Annotated in this window: 8 protein-coding genes; 3 read left to right on the top strand and 5 right to left on the bottom strand. The window is 74.6% G+C overall.

The features are described 5' to 3' along the window. Window positions 1–53 precede the first annotated feature (53 nt). Complete coding sequence (locus ACIA8O_RS06570; protein ID WP_396292437.1) at window positions 54–1,631, bottom strand: MFS transporter; 1,578 nt, start codon at window positions 1,629–1,631, stop codon at window positions 54–56. Window positions 1,632–1,837: 206 nt separating this feature from the next. Between ACIA8O_RS06570 and ACIA8O_RS06565 the strand changes: the two genes are divergently transcribed. The 3 genes from ACIA8O_RS06565 (at window position 1,838) to ACIA8O_RS06555 (ending at window position 3,808) form a co-directional block, all read left to right on the top strand. Then, entirely contained in the window at window positions 1,838–2,212 is a 375-nt protein-coding gene (locus ACIA8O_RS06565) for a cupin domain-containing protein (RefSeq protein ID WP_396292436.1), read from the top strand. Window positions 2,213–2,369: 157 nt separating this feature from the next. After that, a complete protein-coding gene (locus tag ACIA8O_RS06560) occupies window positions 2,370–3,593 on the top strand; it encodes a cytochrome P450 (protein ID WP_396292435.1) in 1,224 nt (407 codons plus the stop codon). Then, the gene (locus ACIA8O_RS06555; protein ID WP_396292434.1) at window positions 3,590–3,808 is read left to right on the top strand and encodes a ferredoxin; all 219 of its coding nucleotides are present in this window, start codon (window positions 3,590–3,592) and stop codon (window positions 3,806–3,808) included. Before ACIA8O_RS06560 ends, ACIA8O_RS06555 begins: the two co-directional genes overlap by 4 nt. A gap of 72 nt (window positions 3,809–3,880) precedes the next feature. Here the strand turns inward: ACIA8O_RS06555 and ACIA8O_RS06550 are convergent, their stop codons facing one another. The 4 genes from ACIA8O_RS06550 to ACIA8O_RS06535 all read right to left on the bottom strand — a co-directional run bounded on the left by ACIA8O_RS06550 (window position 3,881) and on the right by ACIA8O_RS06535 (window position 17,053). Continuing rightward, a complete protein-coding gene (locus ACIA8O_RS06550) occupies window positions 3,881–4,384 on the bottom strand; it encodes a flavin reductase family protein (protein WP_396292433.1) in 504 nt (167 codons plus the stop codon). A 114-nt stretch (window positions 4,385–4,498) separates the two neighbouring features. Beyond that, entirely contained in the window at window positions 4,499–5,632 is a 1,134-nt protein-coding gene (locus tag ACIA8O_RS06545; RefSeq protein WP_396292432.1) for an LLM class flavin-dependent oxidoreductase, read from the bottom strand. Between the two features lie 94 nt (window positions 5,633–5,726). After that, a complete protein-coding gene (locus ACIA8O_RS06540; protein WP_396292431.1) occupies window positions 5,727–13,784 on the bottom strand; it encodes an amino acid adenylation domain-containing protein in 8,058 nt (2,685 codons plus the stop codon). Continuing rightward, on the bottom strand, window positions 13,781–17,053 hold the full coding sequence (locus ACIA8O_RS06535) for a type I polyketide synthase (protein WP_396292430.1): 3,273 nt from the start codon (window positions 17,051–17,053) through the stop codon (window positions 13,781–13,783). The genes ACIA8O_RS06540 and ACIA8O_RS06535 overlap by 4 nt, the downstream gene beginning before the upstream one ends. Between the last annotated feature and the right edge of the window lies 1 nt (window position 17,054).

The raw sequence follows: 17,054 nt of genomic DNA, 5'->3' as shown, positions 1-17,054 counted from the left end.
CGCGAGGAGGCGGGCCCCGGATTCGTCCGGGGCCCGCCTCCTTCTGCCGGGTCTCACGCGCGGGCGGGTTCGCCCTCGGCCGGCTGCCCCGCGGCGGCCGCCGGGGCCGGGGCCGGGGCGGCCTTCGGAGCGCCGGGCAGCCAGCGGAACGCGATGAACGCCGCCAGCAGCGAGACGGCGGTCAGGGTGAGCATGGTGAGCTGCATGCCGTCCAGGTAGGCCCGGGTCGCCCGGTCGGCCAACGCGGCCGCCTGCCCCGGCTCCAGACCGGCCTGGGCGGCGGCCCGCAGGGTGCCGCCCAGCGAGGTCGCGGCCTGCTCACGGGCGCCCTCCGGGAGGACGTCCACCGCCGAGCCGATCGAGGAGCGGTAGCCGACCGCCAGCACGCTGCCGACCACCGCGACGCCCAGCGCGCCGGCCACCTGACGGACCGTCTGGGAGACGGCCTGGCCCGCCCCGGCCTTCACCGGCGGGACGTCGGACATCAGCGCGGCCGTCGCGGGGGCGACCATGCTGCCCCAGCCCAGGCCGAAGAGCAGCTGGGCCACCGCGATCAGGACCACGTTCGTCCGGCCGTCCATCAGGGCGAAGCCCAGGAAGGCCACCGCCAGCGCCAGCGCCCCGCCGCCGACCACCGGGCCGGCGCCGAAGCGGGCGGCCAGCTTGGCGGAGCGGAAGGACATCAGCCAGGAGCCGAGACCCATCGGCAGCATCAGCAGCCCGGCCTCGAACGGCGAGTAGCCGTGCACGCCCTGGAAGTACAGCGCGGTGATGAAGAAGGCGCCCAGCACCGCGAAGAAGCCGAGGCCGAGCGAGAAGGTGCCGGCCGAGTAGCGGGCGCCGCGCAGGAAGCTCAGGTCGAGCGCCGGGTGCGCCATCCGCCCCTCCACCTTGACCAGCAGCACGGTCAGCGCGATCCCGGCCAGCAGCGGGCCGGCGGTGTCCGGGGCCAGCCAGTCGCCCCCCTCGCCGCCCTGGACGATGCCGTAGACCAGCGCGGCGACGGCCAGGATCGAGATCAGCACGCCGAGCGGGTCGAAGCTGTTGTCGTTCGGGTTCCGGGACTCGGGCACCAGCCAGACGATCAGCGCGATCGCCAGCAGGATCACCGGCGCGTTGACCAGGAAGACCGAGCCCCACCAGAGCGCCTCCAGCAGCAGGCCGCCGACCAGCGGGCCGACCGCCAGCGCGATCCCGGCCGCCCCGGCCCACCAGCCGATCGCCCGGGGGCGCTCGGCGGGCGGGAAGACGTTGATCAGGATCGCCAGCGAGACCGGCGGCACCAGCGCGGCGCCGACGCCCATCAGGCTGCGCCACAGGATCAGTTCGCCGATCGAGCCCGAAGTGGCGGCCAGCGTCGAGGAGATGCCGAACAGGATCAGGCCGGCCAGCAGGGTCCTCTTCCGGCCGAACCGGTCGGCCGAGACGCCGCCGGTGAAGATGAAGGCCGCGAAGGTGATCAGGTAGGCGTCCAGCGACCACTGGAGCCCCGCACTGGAGGCGTGCAGATCGCGTTGGATCGTCTCCAGCGCGACGTTCTGGATCGTGAGGTCCATGACCACGACCAGACCGGTGAGGGCGAGCAGGACCAGGACCGCCTCGCGGCGCCCCCGGCCGATCTCCGTATGCATAACAACTCCCTGTCAGCGGAAGAGCAGAATGGGCCGGACATAATCCTGCTCCTTCCGGCGCGGCCGGAGCTCCGTTCACCACCCCAGGAAAGGCATTCTGGGGTACCCGCGCGACTGGGGTCGGACAGGGGTTGTCCGGAAGGACGGGGAAAGGGATTCTTTTCACTGCCGAGTTTTTCCAGTTGTTCTATTTCCGGGAGTTCCCCATGCACGTGATCAGGCAGACCGAGGAGCGGACCATCACCACCCCGGCCGCGGTGACCACCGCCCTGGCCGGCCCCAGCCAGGGCAGCCACGAGGTGTCCAGCTGGCGGGTCGAGATGACCGAGGGTGCCGAGTCGCCGGTGCACGTGATCACCCGCGACCAGGTGTGGATGGTCATCGGCGGCACCTTCGAGTTCAGCGTGGACGGCGAGGACGCCAAGGTCACCGACGGCGAGTGCCTGGTGCTCAAGGGCGAGACGGCCCGTCAGTTCCGGGTGCTCGAGGGCCCGGGCCGCGCGCTGGTCGCCATGCTGCCGGACGGCCAGGCCGGCGCGCCGGGCAACGACGCCCGGCAGCCGCTGCCCTGGGCCAAGTAGTCCCCTGGGCCCAGTAGTCCTTGGACCCAGCAGCCCCTGGGCCCCGTGGCCCCAGGGTCCGGCAGGCCCTGCCCCCGGGTGGCCGCCGACGCGCCTGCGCGCCGGCGGCCACCCGGCTGTTTTTCCCCAACAGCCCTCTTCACCACAGGAGTCCAGCATGACCGACACCGTGCTGCCCGAGGCCGGGAGCGACGTCCGGGCCTTCCCGACACCCCGCAGGTGTCCGTTCGACCCGGCCGCCGAGTACGCCGAGCTCCGCGAGCGGGCACCGGTCGCCAAGGTGACGCTGCCGACCGGCGGCACCGCCTGGCTGGTCACCGGCCACGCCCTGGTCCGGCAGATCCTGGCCGACCCGCGGGTCAGCTCGGACCGCACCCTGCCCGGCTGCCCCCGGCTGGTGCCGGTGCCGCCCGCCGCGCTGCGCCCCGCCACCACCCCGCTGATCGCGCTCGACCCGCCGGAGCACACCACCCACCGCCGGATGGTGACCAACGAGTTCACCGTCAAGCGGATCCAGGGCATGCGCGGGCGGATACAGGAGATCGTCGACGAGCGGATCGACGCGATGCTCGAACTGCCCGGCCGGGCCGACCTGATGGAGGCGCTGGCCGTCCCGGTGCCCGCGATGGTGATCTGCGAGCTGCTCGGGGTGGCCTACGAGCACCGGGAGACCTTCACCCGGATCACCGAGACCCTGGTCGGGGCCGGCAGCACCCCGGCCCAGGTCGGTGCCGCGATGGCCGAGACCCGGGTCTTCCTGGGCGAGTTGGTGGCCGCCAAGGAGAAGGCGCCCGAGCAGGACCTGATCAGCCGTCTGATCGTCCGCTACCGGGAGACCGGCGAGTACGACGCCGAACGGGTCATCAGCACCGCCATGGTGCTGCTGAACGCCGGCCACGAGACCGCGACCAGCATGATCGGCCTGGGCACCGTCGCGCTGCTGGAGCACCCGGAGCAGCTGGCCGCGCTGCGGGCCGACCCGGCGCTGCTGCCGCAGGCGGTCGAGGAGCTGCTGCGCTACTTCAGCGTCGCCGACCTGGCCACCTTCCGGACCGCCACCGAGGACATCGAGCTCGGCGGCGTGCTGATCCGGGCGGGCGAGGGCCTGATCGCGGCGGGCGGCGCGGCCAACCGCGACCCGCGGCAGTTCGAGGACCCGGAGGTGCTGGACATCCACCGCAGCTCCCGCCAGCACGTGGCCTTCGGCCACGGCATCCACCAGTGCATCGGCCAGAACCTGGCCCGGCTGGAGCTGGAGATCGCCTACGGCACGCTGCTGCGCCGGGTGCCGACCCTGCGGCTGGACGCGGCGGCGGCCGAACTCCCGTACAAGTACCAGGGCCTGCTGTACGGCGTGCGCTCCGTGCCGGTGGCGTGGTGACGGCCGGGGCGGCCGGCGCCCGGATGGTGCTGGACCGGGACCGGTGCACCGGGGCCGGGCAGTGCGTGCGCACCGACCCGGGTCTGTTCGAGCAGAGCGAGGAGGACGGCCTGGTGCTGGTCCTCGGCACCGCCACCGACCAGGAGCGGCTGGCGAGTTGGCGGGCCGCCACGGAGGTCTGCCCGAGCCGGGCGCTGCGGCTGGAGGAGGGCTGAGCGAGGTGCGGCACAACGGCTGCGGCCCCGGCGGATCGTCCGCCGGGGCCGCAGCCGTCTGCGGACGGGCCGTCAGCCGGTGGTGTGGAAGGCCCGCTGGTACCAGACCAGTGACCGGCCGGGCAGGCCGATCCGGGCCTCGGCCACCGTGCCGAGCAGCAGGTCGTGGTCGCCGGCCGGGGTGACCTGGGTGGTGCGGCAGCGCAGCACCACCCGGGCGTCCGGCAGACAGGGCAGGCCGTCCAGGGTGGTGAGGCCGCCGCCGGCGAACCGGTCCACGCCGTGGCGGGCGAACCGCCGGGCCATGTCCTGGTGCTGCTCGCCGAGCACGTTGACCACGAACTCCCGGGCGGTGACCAGCGCCCGGTGGCAGCTGGAGGTCCGGCCGACACCGACCAGCAGCAGCGGCGGGTCGAGCGAGACGGAGGTGACGGCGCTGGCGGTGAACCCCCAGGGCCGGCCGTCCTGGTCCAGGGTGGTGACGATGGTGGTCGGCGCGGCCAGCAGGGCCATCGCGTCCCGGAAGGTCTGTGCGTCGACGGTGGGCGGGGCGGGCTGTTCGGTCAGTGCGGGCATCTCCGACGCTCCATCAGGTCGAGGGGACAGGGGTGTTCCGGTGGCCGGTGCGGGAACGGGCGCGCGCCCGGGCGGCGGGGCCGCCGCGGGCGCGCGTCATGGGGAGGGGCCTGGTCAGGCCCCGGTGGTGGCGGCCGCCTTGGCCGCCGCGCCGCCCTCCAGGGCGAACCGGTCCCGGTTGGCGGCGACCCAGCGCTGCGAGGCGCGGATGCCGGCCAGCGAGCCGTTGAAGTGCGGGGCCACGTAGCGGGCGAGCAGCTCGAAGCTGTGCTTGACCTGCTCCCGGGTGGCCCAGTCGTGCGTGTTGACCAGCAGGGTGCCGAAGCCGCCGCTCTCCTGGAGCATCCGCTCGATCGACTCGATCGCGTCGTCCACCGAGCCGACGATCACCGTCCCGGCCTCCACCGCGGCGTCCACCTCGCGGCCGACCGGCAGGGTGGCCGGGGCGCCGAAGGTGTCCCGCACGCACTCCTTGAACCAGTGCGTCATGCCCGGGCGGACCTGGTTCAGCGCCTCCTCGCGGGTGTCCGCGATGTGCAGGCAGACGGCCACCCGCCACTTCGAACGGTCCACCGTGGTCCCGCACTTGGCGGCCTCGTCCTCGGCGGCCCGCCAGAGCGGGGCCAGCGGCAGGTCCCGCATGCCCGGGCGGCCGGCGAAGGTCAGCGAGCCCAGGCCGTGCCGGGCGGCCAGCCGCATCCCGCGCTCGGAACCGGCGCCGGCCACCGCGATGTCGAAGCCCTGCTCGGTGTACGGGCGCAACTGGAGCCGGGCCTCCCGGAGTTCGAACCAGTCGGTCTTCACGGTGACCGGCTCGGTGGAGTTCAGCAGCTGGACGACGACGTCCAGCGACTCGGCCATCCGGCGGCGCTGGTCGGCCGCCTCGATGCCCAGCATGTAGGCGTCGGCGGGGGAGACGCCGGCGCCGACGCCCATCATGATCCGACCGCGGCTCTGGTGGTCCAGCTGCACCAGGCGCCCGGCCACGGTGTACGGGTGGTGGTACGGCAGGCTCACCACGCCGGTGCCCAGCTTGATCCGCCGGGTGCGCTCGGCGGCGGCGGCCAGCAGCAGCTCGGGCGAGGCCACCGGGGAGAACCCGCCGGAGTGGTGCTCGCCGAGCCAGGCCTCCTCGATGCCGAGGGTGTCCAGCCACTCGATCAGCTCCAGGTGGCGCCAGAGCGCGGTGGTCGGGTCCTCGGTGAGGGAGTGGAACGGGGCCATGAACGCGCCGAATTTGAGGGACATGGTGATTCGCTTCCTGTGGGTCGGTTCTCGGTCGGTCGTGGGGCCGGGGAAGGCCGGTGGCCCTCCCCGGCGGAGTGCGGGGCCTGCGGAGGGGTCAGTCGGTGCGGAGCGGCGAGGCCAGCTCGGCCAGCCGGGGGTCGCGGACCACCGCGAAGTGGTCGCCGGGCAGTTCGACCAGCTCGCTGCCGGGGCCGCAGAGCGCCAGCCAGGCCTGCGAGGTCTCCCGGGTGGAGCCGTCCGCGCCCCGCACCACGGTCACCCGGCCGTCGTACGGACGGGCCTGGTGGGCCAGCAGGGCACGGGAGTTGACGGTGAAGCGGTCGACGATCCGGGCCAGTACGGGCAGGTCGATCCCGGGCGGCAGGGCGCCGGTGCGGGTGGCCTCGGCGTGCAGCACCTCCAGCGGGCTGCGGCCGTCGGCGGGCCGGAAGTCCTCCGGCACGGGCGTCCAGTCGCAGTCGCGCTGGCCGGCCAGGTCCCGGGCGAACCAGCAGAGCAGGTCGGCGTCGTCCACCGGGCCGGGGTCGGCCGGCCGCGGCTGCTCCAGCAGGTCGACCGCCAGCACCGACTCCACCTCCCGTCCGGCGGCGGTCAGCAGGCGGGCCAGCTCCAGGGCGATCACGCCGCCCATCGACCAGCCGCCGAGCCGCACCGGGCCCTCGGGGGCGGCCGCCGTGACCGCCGCCGCGTAGTGCTCGGCGAGCTCCGCGACGGTGGTCAACGGCTGGGTCAGGTCCGGCACTTGGAGCCCGATGAAGGGCTGCTCGGGGCCCAGTCGGGAGGCCAGTGCGGCGTAGCAGAGCACGTCGCCGCCGACCGGGTGGACGAAGAACAGCGGCGGCTCGGTGCCCCCGTCCCGGATCGGTACCAGGGCGGACCGCTCGGCGCCGGCGCCCTCGCGCAGCGCCTGGGCCAGCAGCTCGATCGTCGGCCGGGCGAACAGCGTGGCCAGCGGGACCTCCCGGCCCAGCCGGCGCCGGACCTCGGCCATCATCCGCACCGCGGTGAGCGAATCGCCGCCCAGCTCGAAGAAGTTGACGCCGACCCCGAGCCCCGGGCGGTCGAAGAACTCGCCCCAGACGTCGGCCAGCAGCTGCTCCACCGCGTCCCGCGGCCGCACCCGGCGGCCGTCGGCACCGCTGCCGTCCGGCGCGGGCAGCGCCGAGCGGTCCACCTTGCCGTTGGCGCTCAGCGGCAGTTCGTCCAGCACCAGCAGGCGCTGCGGGACGAGGTACTCGGGCAGCACCTTGTGCAGGGTGCCGAGCAGTTCGGCCTCGGTGAGCGCGGTCCCCGCCTCCGGCACCACGTAGCCGACCAGCCGCTTGGCGCCCTGCTCCGGGCCGACCGCGGCGGCCACCGCGGCCCGCACGCCCGGGCACTGGAGCAGCGCGGCCTCGACCTCGCCGAGCTCGATCCGGTACCCGCCGACCTTGACCTGGAAGTCCTCCCGGCCCAGGAACTCGATGGTGCCGTCCGGCAGGTAGCGGCCCAGGTCGCCGGTGCGGTAGAGCCGTTCGCCGGTGGAGGGGTGGCGGACGAAGGAGGCCCTGGTCTTCGCCTCGTCGCCCAGGTAGCCGCGGGCCAGGCCGGCCCCGGCGATGTGCAGCTGGCCGGGCACCCAGACCGGGCAGGGCTGCATCGCCGCGTTCAGCACGTGGAAGCGCTGGCCGCGCATCGGCGTGCCGTACGGGATGCTGGTCCACTCCGGCGGCACCTCGTCGACCGGGTGGCAGATCGACCAGATCGCCGCCTCGGTGGCGCCGCCCAGGCTCCAGACCTCGGCGCCGGGCGCGGCCGAGCGGATCCGGTCCGGCAGCGTGACCGGTATCCAGTCACCGCTCATCATGACCACCCGGAGCGGGAGTCCGGCCCCGTCCGGGGCGGACAGCTCGTGCTCGGCCAGCATCTCCATCAGGGTCGGCACGGTGTTCCACACCGTCACCCCGTGCTCGCGCACCAGCCCGGCCCAGCGGGCGGGCTCGCGCAGCGCGCCGGGCTCGGGCAGCACCACCGCACCGCCCGCCGCCAGCAGGCCGAAGACGTCGTAGACCGAGAGGTCGAAGTTGAGCGCGGAGAGCGCCAGCGTCCGGTCCGCGGCGGTGACGCCGAACCGCTCGTTGACGTCCAGCACGGTGTTGAGCGCAGCCTTGTGCTCGATCATCACCCCCTTGGGGACACCGGTGGAGCCCGAGGTGAAGATGACGTAGGCGAGGTCGGAGGGGTCGGTGTCGGGCGCCGGCAGCGGCGTGTCCGGCAGCTCCGCGACCTCCTCGCCGTCCACCGCGAGCACGGTGACCCCGGCGGGCCAGACCGTCCGCTCCGCGACCCGGCGCTGGGTCAGCACGGTGGAGACCCCCGCGGTGTCCAGCAGCACCCGCAGCCGCTCGGCCGGTACCCCGGCGTCGACCGGGACGTACGCGGCACCGGACTTGAGCACGCCCAGCACCGCCGGGACCTGCTCCCAGCCCTTCTCGGTGACCACGGCGACCAGCTCGCCGGGCGCCGCCCCGTGCTCCCGCAGCAGCCGGTCCAGGCGGTTGGCCAGGCCGTCCAGTTCGCGGTAGCTCAGGGTGCGGTCCGGGGCGATCACCGCGGGTGCGTCCGGGGTGGCCGCGGCCCGGGCCAGGAAGGGCCCGTGCAGCAGCCCGGCCGGCAGCGGGGCGGTGGTGGCGTTGCGCTCCTGACGGCGCGCCAGGTCGGCGTCCGGCACCAGCACCGGGGCCGGGCGCTGCCAGGCCGCGCGGTCGGCGCAGAGCTCGCGCAGCACGCCCAGGTAGGCGGCGAACATGGCGTCCACCATCCCGGCCGGGAAGAGCTCCTCCACCACGTCCCAGTTGACCACCAGCGCGCCGTCGTCCTCGATCGCCTGGTGGTCCAGCCAGACCTGCGGGGTGCGGATCGAGCTCCACACCTCCTCGCCGCGTTCGCCCATCGACATCAGGTGCTGGGCGAAGCCGTTGGTGGAGGCGTTCTCCTTGACCCCGAAGTTGACCGTGGAGGCGAACACCACCGGCATCGTCATCCGGCCCGATCCGCCGCGGGCCCTGGCCAGTTCGCGCAGCACCTGGACGCCGCTGACGTGGCTGTGCTCCAGGTCGCTCCAGAGCTGCTTCTGGATCCGGTCGGCCCGGACGGCGAAGGCGTCGGTGGCGGTGGAGTCGATCTCCAGCAGCGTGGTCGCGGTGAAGTTGCCGACCAGTTCGCCGACTTCGGGGTGCATCGGCAGCCGGTTGAAGAACAGCACGTTCAGGGTGAACCGGTCGGACTTGCTCCAGGCGGCCAGCACCTGGGAGTAGACCGTGCAGAGCGCGGAGGACGGGGTCACCCCGGAGGCGGTGGCGAAGGCCTTGAAGCGGCTCCAGTCCGCCTCCTCCAGCCGGCCGGTGCGGTGCGCGAACTCCGGCCGGTCCAGCTGGGCCGGGTCCATCGCCAGCGGCAGCTCGGGCGCGGCCGGCAGGGTGGCGATCCGGGCCCGCCAGTACTCCAGCGACTTGCCGTGCAGCTCGCCGCCCTCCATCGAGCGCTGGGCCAGCACGTAGTCCCGGAAGGTGACCCCGAGCTCCGGCAGCTCCTCGCCCCGGTAGAGCGCGGACCACTCGCGGAAGACCAGCGAGGTGGACCAGGCGTCCATGATCAGGGCGTCCAGGCCGACGTGCAGCCTGGTCCGCCGGTCGTCCAGCCGGGTGGCCCGGACGTCGAACATCGGCCAGCTCGCCGCGTCCAGCACCTGGCGCTTCATCTCCCGGTGGATCCCGGCCAGTTCCTCCGCCTGCCGCTCGGGGGAGGCACCGCGCAGGTCGGTGGTGCGGATGACGTACCGGGGCACCTCGGGCAGCACCCGCTGGTAGCCGTCCTCGGTCACCACCGCGCGCATCATGTCGTGCCGGGCGATCAGCCGCTGCCAGGCCTCGCCGAGCCGGTCCAGGTCGACGGTCTCCAGGTCCACCTCGATGAAGAAGTAGGTGGAGACGTTGCCGAGCGCGAAGGCGTTCGACCGGCCGACCAGGTAGGCCTGTTGGAGGTCGGTGAGCGCGAACGGCTCGTACCGGGCCGCCGGGTCGCCCTCGATGACCGGCAGGCCGGTGCGCCGCGGGCCCGCCGTGTCGGGGACGGCCGGGAGCCGCTCGGCGTCCGCCGGTGCCGGGGTGACCGCGGCGGACGCGGTGGCGGGCAGGTCGAGCAGGTCGAGCACCGTCCCGGCCAGCTCGGCGATGCCGTTGCCCTCCAGGAAGGCCACCAGCGGGAGGGCGACGCCCAGTTCGGCGGAGAGCGCGTCCTTCACCTCCAGGGCCATCAGCGAATCCAGGCCGAGGTTCTGCAGCGGCTCGTGCACGTTCAGCTCGGACGGCCGGGCGCGCAGCGAGCGGGCCACCGTGGTGGTGAGCAACTCCCGCATCAGCTCAGCCCGTTCGCCCGGTGCGGCGGCCCGCAGCCTGGCGAGCGAACCCTGCTCGACCTGGACCGGAACGGCGGCCGGCGACGCCACCGCGGCCGGGGCGGCGGCGGCCCCGGTGCGCAGCACCGTGCTCCGCTCGGCCCGCCGGGCCACCACGCCGGTGGCGGTCACCACCGGGCGGCCCTGCCCGTCCACCAGCCGGACCTCGGCCACCAGCAGCTTGCCCGGCTCGGTCGCCGGGAGCAGCACGGCGTGCGCGTACAGGACCTGTGCCGGGTCGAACTCGTGGAACTCCAGCCGGTCGATCCCGACCAGGGCGTAGACCGCGTCGGCCGGGCCGTCGGGGGAGAGGCAGGCGAACAGCGACTGGAAGGTGGCGTCGGTCAGCCCGGGGTGGAGCAGGTACCGGCCGGCCTCGTCCTCCTGCGGCAGGCGCATCCGGACCACCGCCTCGCCCTCGCGGCGCCAGACCCGGTCGATCCACTGCGCGGAGGGCCCGAGGTAGAGCTTGCGCTGCCACATCTGCCGGTAGAAGCCGTCGGAGGAGACCTCCTCGCCGATCGCCTCCCGGACGGCGGCCAGGTGCGCATCGGTGGTGCCGGCCGCCTCCGCCAGCTCCGGCGCGCGCCGGACCCGGCCCCGGGCGTGCGGCAGCCAGCGGGTGCCGCCCTGCCCGTCCGGGTGCCGGGCGTGGTACTGGAAGGCGCCGTCCGGGCCGAGCAGCAGCTGGGTGGGCGTGCCGCCGTCCTGGTCCAGCACCAGGCTCTGCAGCACCAGGCAGTCCTCGACCAGGAACGGGCCGGGGCCGTGCAGTTCGCGCACGGCGGTGAAGGCGCACTCCAGGTAGACACCGATGTTGACCACCGTCAGGCCGTCCATCACGCAGTCGCCCAGACAGCGGTGGACGGCCGGGTCGAGGTGGCCCGCGTACTGGGCCGTCTCCAGCGGGGAGGCGATCCGGCTGCCCAGCAGACCGGCCGGAACGACCGGCTGACCGGCCGTCAGGGCGCCGGCGGCCTGCGGGCGGCGCTCGCTCGGGGTGTACCAGTGCCGGCTGCGCTGGAACGGGTAGAGCGGCAGGTCGACCCGGCGGCGCGGGCGGTCCGCCTCGTACCGGGCCCAGTCCACCGGGAAGCCGAGGGCGTACAGCTCGCCCAGGCTCTCCAGCAGCACCCGCCAGTCGGCCTGCTTCGGCCGCAGCGAGGGCAGGAAGGCGCAGCCCTCGGGGGCGAAGCGCTTGGCCAGGCCGAGCAGCACGGGGGCCGGGCCGGTCTCCAGGAAGACCCGGTGGCCCTGCTCGAACAGGGTGGTCATGCCGGCCAGGAAGTCGACCGGCTGCCGGACGTGCTCGCGCAGGTAGCGGGCGCTGAACGCGTCCGCGCCGCGCAGGACCTCACCGGTGAGGTTGGAGACCACCGGGATCCGCGGGGCGGCGAAGGGGATCCGGGCCGCCTCCCGCTCGAAGGCGTCGAGCATCGGCTCGACCAGCGGGGAGTGGAAGGCCCGGGTGGCCGTCATCGGCCTGGAGCGGACGCCCCGGGCGGTGAGCTCCGCGAGCAGCTCCTCCAGTGCGGCCGGCTCGCCCGAGACCACCACGCTCTCCGGGCCGTTGACGGCCGCCAGGGCGAGCCGCCCGGTGTGGCCGGCCAGTGCCTCCCGGACGGTCTCCGGAGCGGCGAACACGGCGGCCATCGCGCCCGGCCCGCACAGCTCCTGCATCAGTTCGCCGCGCCGCACCGCCAGGGTCAGGCCGTCGGCGAGGGTGATCGAGCCGGCCACGCAGGCCGCCACCAACTCGCCCACGCTGTGGCCGAGCACGGCGGCCGGCCGGATGCCCCAGTGCTGCCAGAGCCGGGCCAGCGCGTACTCCACCGCGAACACCACGGGCTGGGTGTAGCGGGTCTGGTGGATCAGCTCCTCGTCCCCGGGCGCCGGGTCGAGCAGGGCGGCCAGCGGGCGGTCGAGCAGCGGCCGCAGGATCTCCGCGCACTCCTCCAGCACGGCCCGGAAGACCGGCTCGGTCTCGGTCAACTCCCGTGCCATGCCCGGGTACTGGGCGCCCTGGCCGGTGAAGAGGAAGACCACGCCCGGGCGGCTGCTCGGGAGCACCTCGCCGGTGGTGGCACCGCCGTCCCGCAGCCGCTCGGCCAGTTCGGCCGGGGTGGCGCCGACCACGGCCAGCCGGTGCGCGAAGTGCGCCCGGCCGACGGCGGCGGTGTAGCAGACGTCGGCCAGGCCCTCCGGTGCGGTCCGGTCCAGCAGGTCGAGGTGACGCGCGGTCAGCTCGGCCAGCGCGGCCGGGGTCTTGGCGGAGAGGGTGAGCAGCTGGGCCGAGCGCTCCGGCCGGGGTTCGGCGGCCGGCGGCTCGGGGGCCTCGGCGACCAGCAGGTGCGCGTTGGTGCCGCTGGCCCCGAACGAGCTGACGCCGGCCAGCCGGGGCCGCTCGCCGCGCGGCCAGGGGGTGGCCTCGGTCGGGATGGTGACGTTCAGTTCGTCGATCCCGATCTCCGGGTTGACCTCGGTCAGGTTGAGGTGCGGCGGCACCTCGCCGTGGCCGAGCGCCAGCACCGCCTTGATCAGCCCGGCCACCCCGGCGGCCGGCTCCAGGTGGCCGATGTTGGTCTTCACCGAGCCGACCATCAGCGGCTCGGCGCGCTCCGGGCCGCCGTAGACCGCGGCCAGCGCGCGCAGCTCGATCGGGTCCCCGAGCGGGGTGCCGGTGCCGTGCGCCTCGACGTAGCCGACCTCGGCCGCCTCGGCGCCGGCGTCCCGCAGCGCGCCCTTCAGCACCTCGCGCTGGGCGGCCGGGTTGGGCACCGTGATGCCGCTGCTGCGGCCGTCCTGGTTGACCGCGGAGCCGCGGATCACCGCGAGGACGCGGTCGTTGTGGGCGATCGCGTCGGAGAGCCGCTTGAGCACCACGATGCCGCAACCCTCGCCCCGGGCATAGCCGTTGGCGGCCGCGTCGAAGGTCTTGCAGCGGCCGTCGGCGGCCAGCGCCCGGGTCTTGCTGAGCACGATGAAGGACTCCGGGGCGAGCAGCACGTTCACCCCGCCGGCCAGCGCCATCGAGCACTCGTCCCGGCGCAGGCTCTGCACCGCCAGGTGCACGCCGACCAGCGAGGAGGAGCAGGCGGTGTCCACCGAGAGGCTGGGGCCGGTCAGGCCGAGCCAGTAGGACATCCGGCCGGCCGCGAAGGTGGAGGCGTTGCTCCAGGCGTAGTAGGCGTCCAGCTCGGCCGGGTCGACGTCCTGGATCACCCGCTGCGGGTAGTCCAGGTTGGTGACGCCCAGGTAGATCCCGGTGGTGGTCCCGGCCAGCTGGTCGGCACCCTGGCCGGCGTGCTCCAGGGCCTCCCAGCCGACCTCCATCAGCAGCCGCTGCTGCGGGTCGAGCACGGCCGCCTCGCGCGGGGAGACCCCGAAGAACGGCGCGTCGAAGCCGTCGACGCCGTCCAGGAAGCCGCCGCGCCGGGTGCGGGTGGTGCCCGGCCGCTCGCCGGTCGGGTCGTAGATCCGGTCCACGTCGAAGCGGTCGGCCGGGACGTCCCCGGTGCCGTCCCGGCCCTCCCGGAGCAACTCCCAGAAGCCCTCCGGGTCCTGGGCGCCGCCGGGCATCCGGCAGGCCATCCCGATCACCGCGACCGGCTCGGTCCTGGCCTGCTCGGCGGCGGCCAGTTCGCCGCGCAGCCGGCGGATCTCCTGCACGCTCCGCAGCAGCACCTGCTGCCGCTCGTCCTCGGTCGGTGCGGTCATCGGGTGCTCCCCACGGCGTGGTTCGGGACGGTCGGGTTCGAGGCGCTGATCTCCTCGGTGAGCAGGGTGAGCAGCTCGCCCTCGGAGAGGTCCGTGACGTCCTGCCCGGCGGCGGGTGCCGCGGCGGTGGCGGGGACGGCGGGGCGGGCGGTGAGCAGCTCCGCGAGGTGGCGCCCGAGGGCCTCCACCGACGGGTGCTCGAACATCACGGCGGTGGGCAGCTTCCGGTCGATCGCGGCGGAGAGCTTGGTGCGCACCTGGGCGGCCAGCACCGAGTCCATGCCGAGGTGGAAGAAGCCGCCCTGCGGGTCGATCCGGTCCGGGTCGAGCCGGAGCACCTCGGCCACCGTCAGCAGCACCGCCTCGGTGGCGATCCGCTCGCGGTCCTCCGGGGCGGCCGCGGCGATCCGGTCCGCCAACCCGTCACCGGGCCCGGCCTCGAAGGCGGCCGGCTCGGTGAGCGGCGAGGCCACCGGGACGGCGCCCGGGCCGAAGTGGGCCGGTGTCAGCGGCTCGTGGCGGCCGGTGTACCAGAACGACTCGCGCTGCCAGGCGTACCCGGGCAGCGGGACGGCCTGCGCCCCGGCGTCGAAGGCGGCCGGCAGGGCCACCGGCAGGCCGTGGCAGTGCATCGCGCCCAGGCTCGCGAGCATGGTGTCCGCCTCCGGCTCCTCGCGCCGCATCGAGGGCAGCGAGAGGCCCTCGCACTCCTCCTGGTCGAGGCAGTCGGCGATCGCCGAGCCGAGCACCGGGTGCGGGCCCAGCTCGACGAAGGTGCCGGCGTCGTGGCCGTGCACGGCGGCGCTGACGGTCTCCCAGAACCGCACCGGCTGACGGAGGTTGGCGTACCAGTACTCGGCGTCCAGCTCGGTGCCGGTGACCGGCGCGCAGGTGACGGTGGAGAGCATCGGCACCGTGCAGGCCTGCGGCGTGAACCCGGCCAGCCCGGCCAGCAGGTCCGCCCGCAGCTCGGCGACCTGCGGGCTGTGCCCGGCCACCGCGACCTTGATGGGGCGGCAGAAGACGTTCTTCCCGCGCAGCTCGGCGGCGAGCGCGGCCAGCGCGGCCGGGTCGCCCGAGAGCACGGTGGAGGCCGGGCCGTTGGCCACCGCCACCGAGACCCGGTCGGCGCAGCCGGCGACCAGCTCCTCGGCCTTGGCCAGGCTCAGCCCGGTGGCCAGCATGCCGCCCCGGCCGCGCAGCCGCTCCAGCAGGGTGGAGCGCAGGCAGACCAGCCGGGCCGCGTCGGCGAGCGGGAGCGCGCCGGCCACGTGCGCGGCGGCCACCTCGCCCATGCTGTGGCCGATCACCAGGTCCGGCACGATGCCGAAGGAGCGCCAGCGGGCGGCCAGCCCGATCGCGATCGCGAACAGCGCGGGCTGCACCAGGTCGAGCCGGTCCAGCGGCGCGTCCGGGTCGAGCTCCTGGAGCTCCTCGACCACCGAACGGCCGAGCCACTTCGCCAGCTCCCGGTCGCACTCCTCGACGGCGGCCCGGAAGACCGCGCAGTCCCGCATCAACTCCCGCCCCATGCCGGCCCACTGGGAGCCGTGCCCGGCGAAGACGAAGACGGTGCCGCGCGGCACCCCCGCGGTGGCGCGGCCGGAGACCACCGAGGCCGGAGCCTTGCCGTCCAGCCAGGAGGTGAGCCGGTCGGCGGCCTGCTCCGGCGAGTCGGCGACCACCGCGCAGCGGTACTCGTGCTGGGTGCGGCGGGCGGTCGCGGTGTACGCGAGGTCGCGCAGCCGGGCCGAGCGCCCGGCCGGGGTGCGCAGGTGGTCCCGGTAGGCCAGCACCAGCGGCTTGAGCGCCTCGGCGCTGCGGGCCGAGACCGGCAGCAGGTGGACGCCGGAGTCCGGGGCCGGCACCGGTTCGGCCGCCGGGGCCGGGCCGAGCACCACGTGCGCGTTGGTGCCGCCCGCGCCGAAGGAGCTGACCGCGGCGTGCCGGCAGTCGTCCGGCACGTCCCAGGCGCGCGGCGCGGTGGGCACCGTGAGCCGGCTGCCGTCGGCCAGCGCGATGTGCGGGTTGAGCTCCTCGAAGTGCAGGTTGGGCGCGATCTGCCGGCGCTCCATGCAGAGCGCCGCCTTGAGCAGCCCGGCCAGGCCCGAACCGGCCTCCAGGTGGCCGATGTTGGTCTTCACCGAGCCGATCGCGCAGGGCTCGCCGGCGGCCGCGCCGTACACCTCGTCCAGGGCCTCGACCTCGATCGGGTCGCCCAGCGCGGTGCCGGTGCCGTGCGCCTCGACCATGGTCACCTGGTGCGGCTCCAGCCGGGCGTTGCGCAGCGCCTGGACGATCACCGCGCGCTGGGCCAGGCCGTTCGGCGCGGTCAGGCCGTTGGTCAGCCCGTCCTGGTTGACCGCGGTGCCGCGGATCACCGCCCGGATCCGGTCGCCCGCGGCGACCGCGTCGGAGAGCCGCTTGAGCACCACGACCCCGATGCCCTCACCGCGCACGTAGCCGTCCGCCCGGGCGTCGAAGGTCTTGCAGCGGCCGTCCCCGGAGAGCGCGTGGATCTTGTCGAAGGTCATCGTCGGCACCGGCGAGAGGATCAGGTTGGTGCCGCCGACCACCGCCGCGTCGCACTCCCTGCCGCGCAGGCTCTGCACCGCCAGGTGGATCGCGACCAGCGAGGAGGAGCAGGCCGAGTCGACCGTGAGGCTCGGCCCGCGCAGGTCGAACAGGTAGGAGAGCCGGTTGGGGATCAGCGAGTTGGCGCTGCCGGCCGCGGTGAAGGTGTCGATGCCCATCGGGTCGCGCAGCTGGAGCTGCTGGTAGTCCGAGGAGTTGGTGGCGACGAACACGCCGGTGCCGCTGCCCTGGAGCGCCTCCCTGGTCAGCCCGGCGTCCTCCAGCGCCTCCCAGGCGACCTCCAGGAAGTGCCGCTGCTGCGGGTCCATCCGGGCCGCCTCGCGCGGCGAGATCCCGAAGAAGTACGGGTCGAACTCGTCCACCCGGTCGATGAACCCGCCGTGGCGGGCGGTCATCCGGCCGGGGGTGGCCGGGTCGGGGTCGTGGAAGCCGTCCACGTCCCACCGGGAGGCGGGCACCTCGGTCACGGCGTCCACCCGGTGGGTCATCAACTCCCAGAGGGCGTCCGGGGAGTCGGTGCCGCCGGGCAGCCGGCAGCCCAGGCCGACGATCGCGACCGGCTCCCGGGTGGCGTTCTCCAGCGACTCCAGCCGGCCGCGCAGCTGCCGGATGGCGGCCAGCGCGGTGGTCAGGCGGGCGTCCGCCGAACTGTCGGGGGTACTGGTGTCAGCCATC

Origin of the sequence: Kitasatospora sp. NPDC051853, assembly GCF_044452665.1 — a bacterium.
GTDB lineage: Bacteria > Actinomycetota > Actinomycetes > Streptomycetales > Streptomycetaceae > Kitasatospora.
This window is presented reverse-complemented; position numbering and strand designations above follow the sequence as displayed.